This is a genomic window from Streptomyces sp. NPDC004561, assembly GCF_053602155.1.
In genome coordinates this window covers 1-17222 of record NZ_JBSGDB010000170.1, presented here as the reverse complement: position 1 = coordinate 17222, position 17222 = coordinate 1, and the positions used below count along the sequence as shown (strand labels likewise).

16 protein-coding genes are annotated in these 17222 nt (G+C 72.7%); 7 read left to right on the top strand and 9 right to left on the bottom strand.

The genetic code is table 11. From position 1 onward, the window contains the following. A partial coding sequence (locus ACWEN3_RS22435) for an FAD-dependent oxidoreductase (protein WP_452973760.1) occupies positions 1–192 on the top strand: 192 nt, incomplete at its 5' end. A 14-nt stretch (positions 193–206) separates the two neighbouring features. Here the strand turns inward: ACWEN3_RS22435 and ACWEN3_RS22430 are convergent. Next, positions 207–2180, bottom strand: a complete 1974-nt coding sequence (locus ACWEN3_RS22430; RefSeq protein WP_452973757.1) for a Xaa-Pro dipeptidyl-peptidase — start codon at positions 2178–2180, stop codon at positions 207–209. A gap of 186 nt (positions 2181–2366) precedes the next feature. Here ACWEN3_RS22430 and ACWEN3_RS22425 point away from each other — a divergent pair, with 186 nt between their 5' ends. Then, positions 2367–3848, top strand: coding sequence for a M1 family metallopeptidase (locus ACWEN3_RS22425; RefSeq protein WP_452973754.1), 1482 nt, complete (start codon positions 2367–2369; stop codon positions 3846–3848). A gap of 4 nt (positions 3849–3852) precedes the next feature. Here the strand turns inward: ACWEN3_RS22425 and ACWEN3_RS22420 are convergent, their stop codons facing one another. Both ACWEN3_RS22420 and ACWEN3_RS22415 read right to left on the bottom strand, forming a co-directional pair. After that, entirely contained in the window at positions 3853–4761 is a 909-nt protein-coding gene (locus ACWEN3_RS22420; protein WP_452973751.1) for a PfkB family carbohydrate kinase, read from the bottom strand. A 263-nt stretch (positions 4762–5024) separates the two neighbouring features. Then, a complete protein-coding gene (locus ACWEN3_RS22415; RefSeq protein WP_452973749.1) occupies positions 5025–6494 on the bottom strand; it encodes an amino acid permease in 1470 nt (489 codons plus the stop codon). Positions 6495–6729: 235 nt separating this feature from the next. Here ACWEN3_RS22415 and ACWEN3_RS22410 point away from each other — a divergent pair, with 235 nt between their 5' ends. Continuing rightward, positions 6730–7437, top strand: coding sequence for a MerR family transcriptional regulator (locus ACWEN3_RS22410; protein ID WP_452973747.1), 708 nt, complete (start codon positions 6730–6732; stop codon positions 7435–7437). On the opposite strand, the gene ACWEN3_RS22405 is transcribed toward ACWEN3_RS22410, so the two are convergent. The 3 genes from ACWEN3_RS22405 to ACWEN3_RS22395 all read right to left on the bottom strand — a co-directional run bounded on the left by ACWEN3_RS22405 (position 7423) and on the right by ACWEN3_RS22395 (position 12078). Next, positions 7423–9606 carry a 3-hydroxyacyl-CoA dehydrogenase NAD-binding domain-containing protein gene (locus ACWEN3_RS22405; RefSeq protein ID WP_452973744.1) on the bottom strand — a complete coding sequence of 728 codons (2184 nt, stop codon included), beginning with the start codon at positions 9604–9606 and terminating at the stop codon, positions 7423–7425. The genes ACWEN3_RS22410 and ACWEN3_RS22405 overlap by 15 nt on opposite strands. A 41-nt stretch (positions 9607–9647) precedes the next feature. After that, positions 9648–10862 (bottom strand): acetyl-CoA C-acetyltransferase, encoded by a 1215-nt coding sequence (locus ACWEN3_RS22400; protein ID WP_452973741.1) that lies wholly within the window; start codon positions 10860–10862, stop codon positions 9648–9650. A gap of 70 nt (positions 10863–10932) precedes the next feature. Then, positions 10933–12078 (bottom strand): CaiB/BaiF CoA transferase family protein, encoded by a 1146-nt coding sequence (locus ACWEN3_RS22395; RefSeq protein ID WP_452973738.1) that lies wholly within the window; start codon positions 12076–12078, stop codon positions 10933–10935. A 317-nt stretch (positions 12079–12395) separates the two neighbouring features. Between ACWEN3_RS22395 and ACWEN3_RS22390 the strand changes: the two genes are divergently transcribed. Together ACWEN3_RS22390 and ACWEN3_RS22385 are read left to right on the top strand one after the other, a co-directional pair. Then, entirely contained in the window at positions 12396–13574 is a 1179-nt protein-coding gene (locus tag ACWEN3_RS22390) for a saccharopine dehydrogenase family protein (protein ID WP_452973735.1), read from the top strand. Positions 13575–13730: 156 nt separating this feature from the next. Then, positions 13731–13919 (top strand): hypothetical protein, encoded by a 189-nt coding sequence (locus ACWEN3_RS22385; RefSeq protein ID WP_452973732.1) that lies wholly within the window; start codon positions 13731–13733, stop codon positions 13917–13919. Here ACWEN3_RS22385 and ACWEN3_RS22380 read toward each other — a convergent pair. Next, complete coding sequence (locus tag ACWEN3_RS22380; protein ID WP_452973729.1) at positions 13883–14629, bottom strand: endonuclease V; 747 nt, start codon at positions 14627–14629, stop codon at positions 13883–13885. The two genes, ACWEN3_RS22385 and ACWEN3_RS22380, sit on opposite strands and share 37 nt — an antisense overlap. Before the next feature lie 60 nt (positions 14630–14689). Between ACWEN3_RS22380 and ACWEN3_RS22375 the strand changes: the two genes are divergently transcribed. Next, complete coding sequence (locus tag ACWEN3_RS22375) at positions 14690–14986, top strand: YciI family protein (protein ID WP_452973726.1); 297 nt, start codon at positions 14690–14692, stop codon at positions 14984–14986. Positions 14987–14999: 13 nt separating this feature from the next. Here the strand turns inward: ACWEN3_RS22375 and ACWEN3_RS22370 are convergent, their stop codons facing one another. Both ACWEN3_RS22370 and ACWEN3_RS22365 read right to left on the bottom strand, forming a co-directional pair. Next, complete coding sequence (locus ACWEN3_RS22370) at positions 15000–15338, bottom strand: plasmid stabilization protein (RefSeq protein ID WP_452973723.1); 339 nt, start codon at positions 15336–15338, stop codon at positions 15000–15002. A 71-nt stretch (positions 15339–15409) separates the two neighbouring features. Then, a complete protein-coding gene (locus tag ACWEN3_RS22365) occupies positions 15410–16513 on the bottom strand; it encodes a WD40/YVTN/BNR-like repeat-containing protein (protein ID WP_452973720.1) in 1104 nt (367 codons plus the stop codon). A 209-nt stretch (positions 16514–16722) separates the two neighbouring features. On the opposite strand from ACWEN3_RS22365, the gene ACWEN3_RS22360 reads away from it, so the two are divergent. After that, positions 16723–17139: an SsgA family sporulation/cell division regulator gene (locus tag ACWEN3_RS22360; RefSeq protein ID WP_452973717.1), complete on the top strand. Its 417-nt coding sequence runs from the start codon at positions 16723–16725 to the stop codon at positions 17137–17139. The last annotated feature ends 83 nt before the right edge of the window (positions 17140–17222 follow it).

Below are 17222 nucleotides of genomic sequence, written 5' to 3'. Positions count from 1 at the left end.
ATCGCCGGGGCCCGGGTGCTCGCCCACCGGGTGGGGCTGCGGCCGTCCCGGGACGCGGTACGGCTGGAGCGGCAGGCCCTCCCCGGCGGGCGGGTGCTGGTGCACCACTACGGGCACGGCGGGGCCGGGGTCACGGTGGCCTGGGGCTGTGCCCGGGAGGCGGCCGGGCTGGTGCTGCGCCCGGCCGCCTGAGCGGCCGGCGCCGGTCAGCCCGCCGGGATGTGCCGGGATGTGCGCGGTGCGCGCAGGCCGTTCGGGGTCGCCGGCGCGGGAGCCGCGGCGGCGCCGCCGGACGTGGCACGGGCGAACGCCTCCGCGCCGCCGACCAGCGGGAGCCGGGCCGTCGTACCGGACAGGTCGACGGTCAGCGTCGGCCTGGTGGACGGCGGGTCGATGAGGTCCCTGTCCGTGCCGGCGACGATCAGGGCGAGGCCGTGCCCCTTGGGGATCACATGGTCGGTGGCCGCCAGGGAGAGGGTCATCCGGTAGGCCTTGCCCGGGGTGAGCGGGACGCCCTTGTCGAGCGAGGCGTAGTGGCCGAGGTCGGCCCAGCCGCGGCTGAACACCGTGTAGTCGACCTCGGCGGTCTTCGCCCGGGTCTCCTTGAAGCAGGCGCTGTCCCCGGCGGTGCTCTCGCCCCAGCAGGTGCGGTCGGTGAGGGTGGTGATGCCTTCGGCCGAGTCCGCGTAGTCCCGGATGGTGTCCGGGCCGAGGTCCACCAGGACCGCGGACAGATGCGCCGAGGCCGTGGTCGGGGTCGCGGTCACCGTCACCGTGGCGGAGCCGGACAGGCGCAGGTCGTGGCTGAGCGGTGCGGTGAGGAATCCCGCCTTCTCGGGGGTGGTGGCGGCGAGGTGCGCGGCCCAGTCGGTCTCGCCGAGCTTCGGGTCGTCGGTGAACGTCTCGCTGCCGTGGGCCGGGCTGAGGCCGAGCGTGCCGACGCCGGGCGCGGTGCCGGGGGCCGGGTGCAGGGTGGTGGCGCGGGTGCCGCTCGGGGGCCAGGACTTCGAGGTGACCCACTGGTCGGGGTGGCGTTCGATGTCGGCCGTCGGCTCGCGGTCGACGCCGTTGTCGTAGCCGAGCAGTTCGTGGTCGAACCAGCGGTGCAGGGTGTCGACCCAGGCGCCGCGCCGGTAGTCGAAGGGGTCGACGTGGCCGGTCTGGGACAGCCACAGCTTCCGCTTCACGCCGTGCTTCGCGAGGGCGTCCCACCACTGGCCGAAGTGCTTGGTGCGGACGTTGAGGTCCTGCATGCCCTGGGCCACGAACACGCTGGCGCGCACCTTGGCCGCGTCCTTGACGTAGTCACGCTCGGTCCACAGCGGGGTCCAGTCGCCGCTGCGCGGGCTGCCGTCGGCGAGCTTCTTCTGCTCGGCGGCGCAGTGGGCCTGGGCGCCGTCGCTCTCGACGTATCCGGCCAGGTCGGCGGGGCCGCCGTCGTAGAGCGGGGCGCCCTGGGCGAAGTAGTAGTCGTACCAGGAGGAGATGGCGCTGATCGGCACGATGGTCTTCAGGCCCTTGACACCCGTGGCGGCGACGCCGTTGGCGATGGTGCCGTCCCAGCTCTTGCCGATCATGCCGGTACGGCCGTTGGTCCAGCCGGCCTTGACCGTCGAGGTGCCGGTGCGTGTGGTGTACGCCCGGGCGCGGCCGTTCAGCCAGTCGATCACGGCCTTCGCCGACCGGACGTCGGAGCGGCCGCCGACGTCGACGCAGCCGTCGGAGCGGTTGGTGCCGGTGAGGTCGACGCCGACGAAGGCGTAGCCGCGGGGCACGAAGTAGTTGTCGTAGAACAGCGGCATCTGGACGACATGGCCGTTCGCGTCGTACGTCTTGACCTGGCTCTCGTTGCCGCGCCCGCAGCAGGAGTAGTACGGGCTGGCGTCCATGACGACCGGCACCTTGCGGCCCTGCCGGGCGGGTTCGGCGGGGCGGACGATGTCGGCGGCGACGCGGTCGGTGTGTCCGTCGCCGTCCTCGTCGAGGCCGGTGTCCACCCACACGGACTCGCGGATGGCGTGGGCGTAGGAGTAGACGGGGGTGCTCTCGCGGGGCGCGGCCTGCGCCGCGGCCGGGGCGAGGAACGCGGCCATCAGGGTGGCGGCGGCCGCTGCCGCGAGCGTTCTCCAGATCGTGGAGGGCGTGCGCAGGGCCCTGCGAAGGTGCGTGCTAATCGGCATGCGCGGACGGTACTCCGGTCAACTCCCGTACAGAAGAGCGCTTTACGGCACACGGGTGGCTCATGTCGGCCGAATGGCGATCGTGTGACAGCAGGGGTCATGGACAGGCCAGGGGCCACAGGGACTCAATAGGGTCCGAACAGACTTCTCCGAACGGACCTTCGGTCCCGACGACTTGGAGCTGACGTGCACCGCAGAATCATCGCGCCGGGCGCACTGGCGGCGGCCTCCCTCCTGCTGGCGATCCCGGCATCGGCCGCGAGCTACTCGCCCGGCGCGCCGGGCATCGGCGACCCCTACTACCCGTACTACGGCAACGGCGGCTACGACGTCTCGCACTACGACCTGAGGCTGCGGTACCAGCCGAAGACGGACGAGTTGCGGGGCACGGCGACGATCCTGGCGCGGACCACACAGGACCTGTCCAGCTTCGACCTGGACTTCCTGCTGGACGTGAGCGAGGTGCGGGTCAACGGCGTCAAGGCCGTCTTCGCGCACTCCCAGCAGCACGAACTGGTGATCACGCCGAAGACCCCGCTGGCCAAGGACACCCCGATCACGGTCGTGGTCCGCTACAGCGGGGTGCCGTCCACCAGGAGCGCGTACGGCTTCGACACATGGCACCGCACGCCGGACGGCGCGGTGGCCGCCGACGAGCCCGAGGCCGCCTGGTGGTGGTTCCCGAGCAACGACCATCCGAGCGACAAGGCCACCTACGACGTGTCGGTGGCGGTGCCGGACGGCACCCAGGCCATCTCCAACGGCACGCTCCAGTCGACCTCCTCGCAGCTTGGCTGGACCCGCTACAGCTGGCGGCAGAACAAGCCGCAGGCGACCTATCTGGCCACGCTCGCCATCGGGAAGTTCGACATCACGACCGGCACCTCCGAGGGTGGCGTGCCGGTCGTCAACGCCTACAGCAAGGACCTCGGCGACAACGACGGGGCGGCACGGGCGAGCGTGGAGCGCACCGGGGAGATCGTCGACTGGCTCAGCGGCTATTTCGGGCCGTATCCGTTCAGCAGCGCCGGCGGCTACGTCCCGAACACCACCACCGGGTACGCGCTGGAGACGCAGACCCGCGTGTACTACAGCCCGAAGCAGTTCGCGAAGGGCGCCAACGCCTCCGTCGTCGTGCACGAGCTGGCGCACCAGTGGTACGGCGACGACGTGTCGGTCAAGGGCTGGAAGGACATCTGGCTGAACGAGGGCTTCGCGACGTACGCGCAGTGGCTCTGGTCCGAGCACGAGGGCGAGGGCACCGCGCGGCAGCTCGCCGACTACGTGTACGCGTCCCATCCGGCCGCCGACCCGTTCTGGAAGGTCGCGCCGGGTGACCCGGGCCCGGACAACCAGTTCGACGCCGCCGTCTACGACCGGGGCGCGGCCGCCGTCCAGGCGCTGCGCGACGAGGTCGGCGACCACGCGTTCTTCCGCATCCTCAAGGGCTGGCCGAAGGAGCACGCGTACGGCAACGCCTCGGTGGCCGACTTCGAGAGGTACGCCGAGCAGGTGTCCGGCAAGCACCTCGCGGGCCTGTTCGGCACCTGGCTGTTCCAGCCGTCGAAGCCGGCCGCGCCCGCGGCGCGCTCCGTCGCGAAGGCGGGTGCGGCGGTCGCGCAGCCGAAGTCGTGGAAGAAGATCGAGGCCGCGCACGACGTGCGCTGAGGCCTCACCGGACCGGCTCGGCCGCCCTTGCGAGGAGGTCGTCCCGGCCTATCGCGTCCGCGCGGGTGGCCGGGACGGTGCAGGCGTACGCCCCGGCGATCGCCCCGAAGCGGGCGCACCGCTCGGGCGGCTCGCCGGTGAGGCGGCCGTAGAGGAACGCGGCGGCGAAGGCGTCGCCCGCGCCGTTGGAGTCCACCACCGGCGCGGGCGGGGTCACCGCCGGTACCCGGGTCAGCTCGCCGTCGGCCAGCAGGTACGCGCCCTCGGCGCCCGCGGTGGCGACCACGGCCTCGGCCCGGCCCCGCTCGGCGATGTGCCGCATCGTGCGCTCGGGGTCGGTCAGGGCGGCGGCGGACAGGAAGACGACGTCGGCCGCGTGGGCGAACGGCTCGTGGTACGGGTTCTCGCCGTCCCAGTCGTGCAGGTCCGTGGACAGGGGCAGGCCCGTCCCGGCCAGCACCGGGAGGGCCCCGGCGCAGGGCTGGGTGATCGTCACGTGCACATGCCGGCTCGCCCCGGCCAGCGTGCGCAGCGTCTCCGGCGGGAAGCGGTCGCCGGGGCGGGCGCGGCTGGTGTCGTACAGGGACAGCCGGCGGCCGTCGGGGCCGACGAGGTTGACCGCCCGCTTGGTGCCGGCGGGCTGCGGGAGCGCGGTCAGGGCGATGTCGTGCTCGCGGTGCAGGGCGCGCACGAGGTCGCCCTCGGGGTCGTCGCCGAGCAGGTCGAGGTGGTGGGTGCGCAGGCCGAGCGCGGCCAGGCCGAGGGCGACGAAGTCGCCGGTCTGCCCCGCCCGGGTGCGGATCCCGGTGTCGATCATGTAGCTGTCGGCGTACGGCAGGGGCAGCTCGGGGACGTGGATGATCGTGTCCACGCCCGCTCCGCCCAGCACCAGCACATCGGCCCGCACGCTCATCCGCCGCCCTCCCCGTGGCCGTACACCGTCACCGGTGGCTCCGCCGGGGGCGCTGTCCCCGTCGCCGTGGGCCTTCGGGTGATCGGTACGTGCGGATCGTACATGGCTGGTCGCGCGGTTCCCCGCGCCCCTTCGGGGGCGCCTGCCGCGTCGCCCTCGGCCGACGCGACGGTGGCGCCACCTCGGGTGCGATCTCCGAGACGACGCCACCGTGGGCGGGGCCACCGACCGTGGGCGGGGCCACCGACCGTGGCCGGGGGCCGCTACTTCGTCAGCTGCGACAGTTCCTGGTCGGCGTTCCGCGCCACCCGGCGGCGCACGCCGAACCAGCCGGCGACCAGCATGACGGCGATCACCGGGATCAGCAGGATGGTCTTCCGGCCGACCTCGGGGTCGTTCCACATCATGCCGAGGCAGACCAGCAGGAACGCGATCGTGGCGATCTCGGTGACGGGCGAGAACTTCAGCTGGAAGTTCGGCCGGGTCGAGAGGCCCGCGCGGGCGCGGCGGACGAAGATCATGTGGCAGAGCATGATGATCACCCAGGTGCTGATGATGCCGAGCGAGGCGACGTTCAGCACGATCTCGAAGGCCTGGCTGGGCACCAGGTAGTTCAGGCCGACGCCGAGCACGCAGACCGCGCAGGTCAGCAGGATGCCGCCGTAGGGGACCTGGCTGCGGTTCATGCGGGCCGTGAACTTCGGGGCGGAGCCCGCCATGGCCATGGAGCGCAGGATGCGGCCGGTGGAGTACAGGCCGGAGTTCAGCGAGGACATGGCGGCGGTCAGCACGACGAGGTTCATGACGTCGCCGGCCGCCGGGACACCGATCTTCGACAGGACCGTGACGAACGGGCTCTCGTCGGCGGAGTACACCGAGCCGGGCAGCAGCAGGGCGAGCAGCACGACCGAGCCGACGTAGAACAGACCCACACGCCACATGATCGAGTTCACCGCGCGCGGGACGACCTTCTCGGGCTCGGCGGTCTCGCCGGCGGCGACACCGACCAGCTCCAGGGCGGCGTAGGCGAAGATCACGCCCTGCATGACCAGGACGACCGGCATCGCGCCGTGCGGGAGGAGCCCGCCGTGGTCGCTGATCACGCTCAGACCGGGGGTGTGGCCGCCGACCTTGTGATGGGTGGCGAGCAGGAAGATGGAGATCAGCATGAAGCCGACGATGGTGGCGACCTTGATGATCGCGAACCAGAACTCCATCTCGCCGAAGATCTTCACCGAGATCAGGTTCACGGCGAGGACCACCGCGAGGGCGATCAGGGCGAGCACCCACTGGGGAATGCTGGTGAACATGCTCCAGTAGTGCGTGTAGAGCGCGATCGCGGTGATGTCGGCGATGCCGGTGGTCGACCAGTTGAGGAAGTACATCCAGCCGGCGACGTAGGCGCCCTTCTCGCCGAGGAACTCGCGGGCGTAGCTCACGAAGGACCCGGAGGACGGGCGGTACAGGACCAGCTCGCCGAGGGCCCGGACCACGAAGAAGGCGAAGACGCCGCAGACCAGGTAGGCCAGGGCGAGCGCCGGGCCCGCGTTGTGCAGGCGGCCGCCGGCACCGAGGAGGAGTCCGGTGCCGATGGCGCCGCCGATGGCGATCATGTTGACGTGGCGGGCCTTGAGGTCCTTGCTGTAACCGGCGTCGCCCGCGTCCGCCGGGATCCCGGCCACCTCGGGACGATGGGTGGCCTGCGCCGATTCCACGGTGTCCTTGCTGCTCAAGCCTGGTTCCACTTCCTGGTGCGCCCGGATCTCGTGGGTCCGGGGGTCGTGCAGGTCCTGGCCCGCACCACCCGGATGTGTCGCGGCACAGACCAAGACAGCACCTTTGCAGAGGGAAAGGCCGATGCGCGGTGGCCCATGTCACAGAGCGTCACTTCTCACATGATTCGTGCACCGTGCACACATTTCCCACGGGAGCTTTCACAGTGTTGGTGAGACAGCGATACTGTTGAACATGACGACCGACTCCGGGGAGCCGACGCTCACCATCGACGAACTCGCCGCCCGGACGGGCGTCACGGTCCGTACGATCCGCTTCTACGGCAGCCGGGGACTGCTCCCGCCGCCGGTGATCGGTGCGCGCCGGGTGGGTCACTACGGGCCCGGGCACCTGGCACGGCTGGCCCTCATCGAGGAGTTGCAGCAGCAGGGGATGACGCTGGCGGCGATCGAGCGGTACCTCGGGCAGCTGCCGCCGGACCTCAGTCCGCACGACCTCGCCATCCACCGCGCGGTGGTCGCGTCCTGGGCGCCCGACGCGGTGGAGACGGTGTCGCGGCCGGAGCTCGAGCGGCGGGCGGGCCGGCCGCTCGGCCCCCAGGACATGGAGCGGCTGGCGGCGATGAACGTCGTCGCGCCCGGGGAGGAGGACACCTTCCGCGTCGACTCGGGGCTGCTCCGGCTCGGTGTGCAGCTCCTCGACGTACCGCTGTCGCAGGACGCGATCCTCGCGGCGCGCAAGGTGCTCATGGAGCACTCGCGCGCCGCGGCCCACGAACTCGCCCAGGTCTTCCGCGGCGAGGTCGCCGAGCGGGACACCCGTGATGTGAGGTCCCTGTCGGCGCACATGCACCCGCTGGTGGTGCAGGCGCTGCTCACGACGTTCCAGCGATCGCTGCGTCAGGAGCTGAGCGAGTGGATCACCGGGTCAGGAACCGGCTGAGTCGCTGAACCGCTCCCCCTTCTCGGCCTTCTCCACCAGCAGCGCGGGCGGGGTGAACCGCTCGCCGTACGCCTCGGCCAGCTCCCGCGCGCGTGCCACGAATCCGGGCAGGCCGCCCTCGTAGCCGTTGACGTACTGGAGCACGCCACCGGTCCAGCCGGGGAAGCCGATGCCGAGGATGGAGCCGATGTTGGCGTCGGCGACGGAGGTCAGGACGCCCTCTTCGAGGAGCCGGACGGTGTCGAGCGCCTCGGCGAAGAGCATCCGCTCCTGCATGTCCCGGAACGGGATCTCGTGGCCCCCCTTGGTGAAGTGCTCCCGCAGGCCCGGCCAGAGCCCGGCGCGCTTACCGTCCTCGGCGTACTCGTAGAAGCCCGCGCCGCCACCGCGGCCCGGCCGGCCGAACTCGTCGACCATGCGGTCGATGACCGCCTCCGCCGGGTGCGCGGTCCAGGTGCCACCCGACTCCTCCACGGCGCGCCGGGACTCGTTGCGGATCTTGCGCGGCAGGGTGAGGGTCAGCTCGTCCATGAGGGAGAGCACCTTGGCCGGGTAGCCGGCCTGCGCGGCGGCCTGCTCCACGGAGGCGGGCTCGATGCCCTCGCCGACCATGGCGACGCCCTCGTTGATGAAGTGGCCGATCACCCGGGAGGTGAAGAAGCCGCGCGAGTCGTTGACGACGATCGGCGTCTTGTTGATCTGCCGGACCAGGTCGAAGGCGCGGGCCAGGGCCTCGTCGCCGGTCCGCTCGCCCTTGATGATCTCGACCAGCGGCATCTTGTCGACCGGCGAGAAGAAGTGCAGCCCGATGAAGTCGCCCTGGCGCTCCACGCCCTCGCCGAGGGTGGTGATGGGCAGGGTGGAGGTGTTGGAGCACAGCAGGGCGTCGGGGGCGACGACGGACTCGATCTCCTGGAAGACCTTGTGCTTGAGGGCGGTGTCCTCGAAGACGGCCTCGATCACCGCGTCGCAGCCCGCGAGGTCGGCGGCCTCGGCGGTGGGGGTGATGCGGGCGAGCAGCGCGTCCGCCTTCTCCTGGCTGGTGCGGCCCTTGGCGACGGCCTTGGCGCACAGCTTCTCGGAGTAGCCCTTGCCCTTGGCCGCGGCCTCCGGGGAGACGTCCTTGAGGACGACGTCGATGCCGGCGCGGGCGCACGAGTAGGCGATGCCGGCGCCCATCATGCCGGCGCCGAGGACGGCGACCTTGCGGACCTTGCGGGGCTCGATGCCCTTCGGGCGGTTGGCGCCGGAGTTGACGGCCTGGAGGTCGAAGAAGAACGCCTGGATCATGTTCTTCGAGGTCTGCCCGGCGGCCAGCTCCACGAAGTAGCGGGCCTCGATGACCTGGGCGGTCTCGAAGTCCACCTGGGAGCCCTCGACGGCCGCGGCGAGGATGTTGCGGGGGGCCGGGTAGGGGGCGCCTCCCGTCTGCTTGCGCAGGGTGGCCGGGAAGGCGGGCAGGTTGGCGGCGAACTTCGGGTTGGCCGGGGTGCCGCCGGGGATCCGGTAGCCGGGCCGGTCCCAGGGCTGCTGGGACTCGGGGTTGGCGTCGACGAACGCGCGCGCCTTGGCGAGCAGTTCCTCCGGCGTGGCGGCCACCTCGTGGACGAGGCCGTTCTCCTGGGCGCGCCGCGCGTTGTACTGGGTGCCCTGGAGGAGCACCTTCAGCAGCGCGTCCGCGATGCCGAGCAGCCGTACGGTGCGGACGACTCCGCCGCCCCCGGGGAGCAGGCCGAGGGTGACCTCGGGGCAGCCGATCTTCGTGCCGGAGGTGTCGAGGGCCACCCGGTGGTGGCAGGCGAGGGCCAGTTCGAAGCCGCCGCCCAGGGCCGCGCCGTTGATGGCCGCGACGACCGGCTTGCCGAGGGTCTCGATGCGGCGCAGGTTGCGCTTGATGGCGAGGCCGCCGTCGAACAGGTCCTGCGCGGTCTCGGGCGTGACCCGGATCAGGTCGCGCAGGTCGCCGCCCGCGAAGAAGGTCTTCTTCGCCGAGGTGAAGATGATGCCGCGGATGGAGTCCTGCTCGGCCTCCAGCCGGTCGGTGATCGCGGCGAGGGAGTCGCGGAACGCCTGGTTCATGGTGTTCGCGGACTGGTTGGGGTCGTCCAGGACGAGGGTGACGACCCCGGTGTCGTCCTGCTCCCAGCGGATGGTGGTGCTCTCGGTCATGACAGTGGTCTCCGTTGAGTTCTCGTGGTTCCGCGGGGAGTTCAGATGCGCTCGACGACGGTGGCGATGCCCATGCCGCCGCCCACGCACAGGGTGGCGAGGCCGTAGCGCTTGTCCTGGCGCTCCAGTTCGTCCACGAGGGTGCCGAGGATCATCGCGCCGGTCGCGCCGAGCGGGTGGCCGAGGGCGATGGCGCCGCCGTTGACGTTGACCTTGTCCAGCGACAGGCCCATGTCCCTCACGAAGCGCAGGACCACCGCGGCGAACGCCTCGTTGATCTCGACCAGGTCGATGTCGTCGATGGTGAGGCCGGCCTTGGCGAGGGCCTTGCGGCTGGCGGGGGCGGGACCGGTGAGCATGATGGTGGGCTCGGAGCCGGAGACGGCGGCGGAGACGATCCGCGCGCGCGGGGTGAGGCCGTGGCGCTCGCCGACCTCCCTGGAGCCGATCGCGACGAGCGAGGCGCCGTCGACGATGCCGGAGGAGTTGCCCGCGTGGTGGACGTGATCGATCTTCTCCACCCAGTGGTACTTCTGCAGCGCGACGGCGTCGAAGCCGCCCAGTTCGCCGATGTCCGCGAAGGACGGCTTCAGCTTGGCGAGGGAGTCGGCCGTGGTGCCGGGGCGCGGGTACTCGTCGTGGTCGAGGACGACCAGGCCGCTGCGGTCCCTGACGGGGACGACCGAGCGGTCGAAGCGGCCCTCCTTCCAGGCGGTGGCCGCGCGCTCCTGGGACAGGGCCGCGTACTCGTCGACGTCCCGGCGGGTGAAGCCCTCGATGGTGGCGATGAGGTCGGCGCCGATGCCCTGCGGCACGAAGTTGACGGCGAGGTTCGTCATCGGGTCGTTGAACCAGGCGCCGCCGTCGGAGGCCATCGGGACGCGGGACATCGACTCGACGCCGCCCGCGAGGACCAGGTCCTCCCAGCCGGAGCGGACCTTGGCGGCGGCCATGTTGACGGCTTCCAGGCCGGAGGCACAGAAGCGGTTCTCCTGGACGCCCGCGACCGTGTCCGGCAGTCCGGCGGCGATCGCGGCGATCCGGGCGATGTCGGAGCCCTGGTCGCCGACGGGCCCGACGACGCCGAGCACGATGTCGTCGATCGCGGCCGGGTCGAGGCCGGGGAAGCGGTCGCGGATCTCGTGGATGAGGCCGACGACCAGGTCGATGGGCTTGGTGCCGTGCAGGGCGCCGTTCGCCTTGCCGCGGCCGCGCGGGGTGCGGATCGCGTCGTACACGTACGCTTCGGTGCTCACTGATGTGCCTTTCGGGAGGGTGGGCCGAGCCTGGTCGGCCGCCGAGGGCGGGTGGTCGTCGGGTGGTGGGTCAGTCGGCGACGGGGTCGCCGGTCACGAGTGCGGGTGTCCCCCAGTCCCGCGCCACCGCCTCCGTGTCCGCGCCGGGCCGGGCGGGGCCGGTGCGGATGGTGGTGGGGGTGGCGGAGAAGCGGGGGGCCGGGGCGGGCTGGGTGATGCCGCCGTGGTCGGTGAAGGTGCCGCGGGCGGCCAGATGGGGGTGGTGCGGGGCCTCGCGCAGGGACAGCACCGGGGCCACGCACGCGTCCGTGCCCTCGAACACGGCCGTCCACTCCTCGCGGGTGCGGGCCGCGAAGCGGGCGGCGATCCGGCCGCGCAGCTCGCCCCAGCGGGTCCAGTCGTCGCGGGCCGGTACGAGGTCGTCCAGGCCGAGCAGGCGCAGGAACTCCTCGTAGAACCGGGCTTCCAGGGCGCCGACCGCCATGTACCCGCCGTCGGCGGTCTCGTAGGTGCCGTAGTAGGGGCAGCCGCCGTCGAGGAGGTTGGCGCCGCGCCGGTCCTGCCAGCCGCCGGCGGAGAGCATGCCGTGGATCATCGCGGACAGATGGGCCGTGCCGTCGACGATGGCGGCGTCGACGACCTGTCCGGTGCCGGTCGCGCGCGCGTGGTGCAGGGCGGCGAGGACGCCGACGACCAGGTACAGCGAGCCGCCGGCGTAGTCGCCGAGGAGGTTGGCGGGGACGGCCGGGGGCTCGTCCGGGCGGCCGATCATGCCGAGGGTTCCGGTGAGCGCGATGTAGGCCACGTCGTGGCCCGCGCGGTGGGCGAGGGGGCCGTCCTGGCCCCAGCCGGTCATGCGGCCGTAGACCAGGCGGGGGTTGCGGGCGTGGCAGTCCCCGGGGCCGACGCCGAGGCGCTCGGCGACGCCCGGGCGGTAGCCCTCGATGAGGATGTCGGCGCGTTCGGCGAGGTCCAGGACGCGCGCGGGGCCGTCCGGCGCCTTCAGGTCGACCATGATCGAGCGCTTGTTGCGGTTGGTGACGTCATGGGCGGGGTCGATGCCGAGGCCGGGGCCGCCCGGGCGGTCCACCCGGACCACGTCGGCACCGAGGTCGGCCAGGAGCATGGCGGCGAACGGGCCCGGCCCGATGCCGGCCAGCTCCACGACGCGCACGCCGGAGAGCGGGCCCTGCCCTGCTGGTGCCGCCGTGCTCATGCAGTCCCCCAAGCGTGTGACACAACTGATGTAACACCAGTGATGCTAAGAACGCGTTCCACCGGACACAAGACCTCAACGAGCAAGCGCTTAGCCAAGTGCCCGGCCGGTCGCCGATCACCCTGGAGAGTGAGAGGTCAGTGCGCGCCGAGTGCGGCTATGGGGCGGCCGGGACGGGGGGCCGGTGCTTTCTCCCGCTTTTTCGGGGCGTTCCTGGCCACGGCCACAGCTGCCTCCGGGCTGGTCGTCGGACTGCGCACCCCTCACGCTAGCCTCAGCCACCGACAGCGGCGCGGGCTGCACGACGAAGGGGTGTCATGAGCAGGCTGAACAGGACCGATCGTCCCTACGACGTGGTGCTCTTCGGAGCGACGGGCTTCGTCGGCACGCTCACCGCGGAGTACCTCGCCGCGCACGCGCCGGACGGTCTGCGCTGGGCGGTCGCGGGTCGTGACGAGGCCCGGCTGGAGCGGCTGCGCGAGCGGCTGCCCGGCGGCGCGGACATCGGCGTCCTGCGGGCCGACGTGGGCGAACCGGCCGGCCTGCGCGCCCTCGCCGAGCACGCGCGCGTGCTGGCCACGACCGTGGGGCCGTACGTGCTCCACGGCGAGGAACTGGTCGCCGCCTGCGCGGACACCGGGACCGACTACCTGGACCTCACCGGTGAGCCGGAGTTCGTGGACCTGATGTACGTGCGGCACGACGCACGCGCGCGGGAGACGGGCGCCCGCCTGGTGCACGCCTGCGGCTTCGACTCCGTGCCGCACGACCTGGGCGCCTACTTCACCGTCCGGCAGCTGCCCGAGGGGGTGCCGCTGCGGGTGGACGGGTACGTGACGGCCGACGCGGCCTTCTCCGGCGGCACCCTGGCCTCGGCGCTGAACCAGGTCTCCCGCGGACGGCGGATGCTGGCCGCGGCGCGCGACCGGGCGCGGCACGAGCCGCGGCTGCTGGGGCGCCGGGTGGCGGCGCCGGCCGGCGCGCCGAGGTTCGCCGGGGAGGTCGGCGCGTGGGCGCTCCCGCTGCCGACCATAGACCCGCAGATCGTGAGCCGTTCGGCGAGGGCGCTGGAGCGGTACGGCCCCGACTTCCGCTACCGGCACTTCGCCGCGGTACGGCGTCTGCCGGTCGCCCTCGGCGGGGTCGCCGCGGTCGGCGCGGTGGCCGTGGCGGCCCAACTGCCGCCCGCCCGGCGCTGGTTGTCGGACCGGCTCAGGCCCGGGGACGGGCCGAGCGCCGAGAAGCGGGCGAAGAGCTGGTTCTCGGTGCGCTTCGTCGGCGAGGGCGGCGGGCGGCGCGTCTTCACGGAGGTCGCGGGCGGTGACCCCGGCTACGGCGAGACGGCCAAGATGTTCGCCGAGTCGGCCCTGTGCCTGGCCTTCGACGACCTCCCGCCGACGGCCGGGCAGGTGACCACGGCGCAGGCGATGGGCGACGCGCTGACCGGGCGGCTGCGCGCCGCCGGGATCACCTTCCGGGTGGCGGCGGAGCGGTAACGCCCGGCTCCGCCGTCCCGGCCGCTTTCCCGCGGGTTGAGACTTCGTGGCGCACGTGCGCGGCGCCACCGGCGACCACCGGCTCCAAGGTCTCAACGGGCGCCTCAATGAGACGATTGAAGTCCAGGCGAGAACAGCCCAAGGAGGCGGACAGGCGTGAAGTTCGTGCTGGAAGTGGCCGTGGACGAAGGCGCGTCGGCGCAGGACCGGGCCGGCGAGCTGGGCCGGATCCTGCGGTACTGGGGCGGCAACCTCCACCACTACGCCCTCGAACCGGGCGACGGCTCGGCCGTCTACGACTCGGCGTATCAGGAGGTCGGCGCCTGGCGCGTCGTCGCGTCCTGAGCGTCCGCGGACCCGGTTCCCCGCGCCGCCGCCTCCCGCAGGGCCCGGCGGCACAGGGCGTCCGCCCTGCGCGTGGTCTCCGGCAGCCGGAACTCGGGGGTCAGCGCCAGGATGTGGGCCAGGGCGTTGTCCAGTCCGGCCCGGTGGCCCACGGAGACGAAGACCGGCTTGACGCCGTCCCGGGTGCGCAGGGCCCGGCCGACCTCCTCGGTGCCGGCGAGCAGCGGCGCGGAACTGCCGCGCGCGGGCCCGGGGTCGTCGTACGTGAAGGTGAACGGGTTCTTGGCGACGCCGATGGTGGGCAGGTCGGTGAGGACGCCCAGGTGGCTCGCGAGGCCGAAGCGGCGCGGGTGGGCCAGGCCGTAGCCGTCGCACACGACCAGGCCGGGCGGGCAGGGCAGCGCGTCCAGGGCCGCGATGACGGTGGGGATCTCGCGGAAGGCGAGGAGCCCGGGGACGTACGGGAAGGACACCCGCCCCACGGCGGTCGCCTCGGCCACGACGTCCAGGGTGGCGGCGTCCAGCACGACGGCCGCCGCGGCGACCAGGTCGAGGGCGTCGTCGTAGGCGACGTCCACCCCCGCGACCCGGCCCGTTCCGGGCGGGGGCCCGCTCTCGCCGAGCACCACCCGTCCGCGCAGCTCGTCCTGGACGGCGCGGGCCTCTTCCTCGGTCGCGGGCCAGCCCGCGGGTACGCCTACGGTCGTCATGGTGGCCACGACTGTACGGGCCCGCGCTGTCCCGGGGTCCGCAGGGGTAGGCTCGCGATCATGTTCGTACTGGAACTGACCTACACCGCGCCCCTCGACGCCGTCGACGCCCTGCTGCCCGACCATGTGGCGTGGCTGGAGGAGCAGTACGAGAAGGGCTTCTTCCTGGCCTCGGGGCGCAAGGACCCCCGCGACGGCGGGGTGATCCTGGCCGTCGCGGAGGACCGCGCCCTCATCGAGGACATCGTCGCGGGCGACCCGTTCGCCGTCGCCGGTGTGTGCGCGTACCGCGTCACCGAGTTCGTCGCCACGAAGACGGCCCCCGAGCTCGCGCGCCACCGGCAGACGCTCGGCTGAGCGTCCTCGCGGCTCATCCCTTCTTCGCGTCCAGCGCGCGCTGCAGCTCGCCCTTGTTCATGTGGGAACGGCCTTCGATGCCACGCTGCTTGGCCTCGTTGTAGAGCTGGTCGCGGGTCGGGCCCTGGGAGCCGGCCCGGTTGCCCGACCGCTGGCCGCCGCGCTTGCCGGACGACATGTCCTGCGTCGAGCTGCGGCTGGCGGTCTCCGACTCGCCGGAGCGGGCGCGTTCCTTGTTCACCGTCCGCGCGGCGATCTCCTCGGCGCGTCCGGTGCTCTCGCCCCGGTCCTGCGCGCTCTTCTTGATGTGCTCGTACTGACGCTCGCGCTTGGGGCTGGAACCGGCTGGCATGATCGCTCCCTTCCTCCGTATCGGGATGCCTTTGCGGCAGGGAACGAGTACCCGGGCTCCGGGCACTTACGTCACCGTTCCAGCCGGGCCACCCTGCCCTGCTCGCCGGCCGCCCAGCAGCCGAGGTCCGGCGTGCAGTCGACGGTGTCGTACGAACCGGTGTCGAGCGTGCGCCAGGTGCGGCCGCCGTCGGTGGTCAGGTCGGTGCCGGTGGGGCCGACGGCCAGGGCGGCGGTGCGGCTGTGCGGGAGCCAGGCGGCGCCGGAGCGGTAGGCGGGCGGGGGCGTGCCGGCGGGCCGCCAGGTGCGGCCGCCGTCGGCGGTGACCGCCGCCGCCTCGGGCGAGGGCTGGTCCGGGCGGTAGTCGCCGCCGACGGCGATGCCGTGCGTGCGGTCGCGGAAGGCGAGCGCGAAGACACCGCGGGCCGGGTCGCCGGCCGGGATCGGGGTGTCGGCGGCCGTCCAGGTCAGTCCGCGGTCCGCGGAGTGCAGCACGCGCGCGCGGGCGCCGCCGCCGGTGGCCAGCCAGACGTCCTTCGGGCCGGAGGTGACCAGGCACTGGCCGCTCGCCGCGAAGCCCGCCTCGCCGTCCAGGGCGGGCGGCATGCCGGCCGAGGGCAGCACCCGCCAGGTGCGGCCGCCGTCGCCCGTTGACAGGATGCGGAACCTTCCGTCGACGGGGTCGCTCAGTGCGAGGCCGTGGCGGCGGTCGAAGAAGGCGAGACAGTCGTAGAACGCCTTGGGGTCGGTGTTGCGGAAGGACTCGGTCCAGGTCCCCCCGCCGTCGTCGGTGCGGTACACGCGGGACGTCTCGCCCTCACCGATGGCCAGCACCACCGCGTGCCGCGCGTCGAAGGCCTCCACGTCCCGGAACTGCAGATCGGCGGCGCCCGGCGGAGAGACGTTTCGCCATGTCGATCCGCCGTCCGTGGTGACGAGGACCGTGCCGCCGGTGCCGGCCAGCCAGGCGGTGTGCCGGTCGACGGCCGCGAGGCCCCGGTAGCGGACCTGCGGGGTGCCGGGGTCCTTCGCCGCCCAGTGCACCTCCCCCTGTCCGAGCGGCCGGGCTTCGGCCGCCGGGACCGTCAGCGCGGCCAGCGCCGCCCCGCACGCCACCCCCGCCGCGACCAGTCTGCTCGTCCGTCCCCTGCGTCGCGTGCTCCCCAAGCGCCTCATGGCGGGCGAAGCTAGTCCACTGTCCCGGCGCCGTCCAGAGGGCCTGCGCGAGCCCTTTGCGCGGGAGAACGCGCGGGTCCGCCGCGTGCATGAAGGCGGTGACCGAGGTCACTCGTTCCGGGTGTGCACGTCTCGGCCGATTCCGTCGTCTCTTCCGTTGCCGGGTGTCACACCAGGACGTAGTCCAGCCGTCACGAGGGAGCAAGGCGTTGTCCACCGTCATCGAGCAGACCGTAGAGGCGCGCCTCGTCGCTGCCGCACCACGCATGCCGAACATTCCCGCCACGCTGCGCTACGACCGCCGCGACCCGTTCGCCGTCCGCATGACGTTCCCCGCGCCGGCCACCCTGGAGGGGGTCGACGTGTGCTGGACCTTCTCCCGCGAGCTGCTCTCGGCCGGGCTGCGGGGGCCCGAGGGCCACGGTGACGTCCGGGTGCGGCCGTACGGCTACGACCGCACCGTGCTGGAGTTCCACGCTCCCGAGGGCACGGCGATCGTGCATGTGCGCTCGGGGGAGATCCGGCGGTTCCTGGAGGCGGCGAACGGGCTGGTGCCCGTCGGCCTCGAACACCTCCAGCTCGACCTGGACCACGGCCTGGCCGAGCTGATGCGGGACGCCTGCTGAGCCGACCCGCCTAGGCGCGCGTGAGCAGCGAGTTCAGGTCGCCGTAGTCGTACCCGCCGGCCAGGGCCCCGTACGTTCCCGCC

Coding starts and splice junctions, on each gene's coding strand:
- ACWEN3_RS22405 (WP_452973744.1), bottom strand. CDS start 9,606: ATGACCGAGAGCACCACCATCCGCTGGGAGCAGGACGACACCGGGGTC.
- ACWEN3_RS22365 (WP_452973720.1), bottom strand. CDS start 16,513: ATGAGGCGCTTGGGGAGCACGCGACGCAGGGGACGGACGAGCAGACTG.
- ACWEN3_RS22410 (WP_452973747.1), top strand. CDS start 6,730: ATGACGACCGACTCCGGGGAGCCGACGCTCACCATCGACGAACTCGCC.
- ACWEN3_RS22375 (WP_452973726.1), top strand. CDS start 14,690: ATGTTCGTACTGGAACTGACCTACACCGCGCCCCTCGACGCCGTCGAC.
- ACWEN3_RS22395 (WP_452973738.1), bottom strand. CDS start 12,078: ATGAGCACGGCGGCACCAGCAGGGCAGGGCCCGCTCTCCGGCGTGCGC.
- ACWEN3_RS22430 (WP_452973757.1), bottom strand. CDS start 2,180: ATGCCGATTAGCACGCACCTTCGCAGGGCCCTGCGCACGCCCTCCACG.
- ACWEN3_RS22370 (WP_452973723.1), bottom strand. CDS start 15,338: ATGCCAGCCGGTTCCAGCCCCAAGCGCGAGCGTCAGTACGAGCACATC.
- ACWEN3_RS22390 (WP_452973735.1), top strand. CDS start 12,396: ATGAGCAGGCTGAACAGGACCGATCGTCCCTACGACGTGGTGCTCTTC.
- ACWEN3_RS22420 (WP_452973751.1), bottom strand. CDS start 4,761: ATGAGCGTGCGGGCCGATGTGCTGGTGCTGGGCGGAGCGGGCGTGGAC.
- ACWEN3_RS22380 (WP_452973729.1), bottom strand. CDS start 14,629: ATGACGACCGTAGGCGTACCCGCGGGCTGGCCCGCGACCGAGGAAGAG.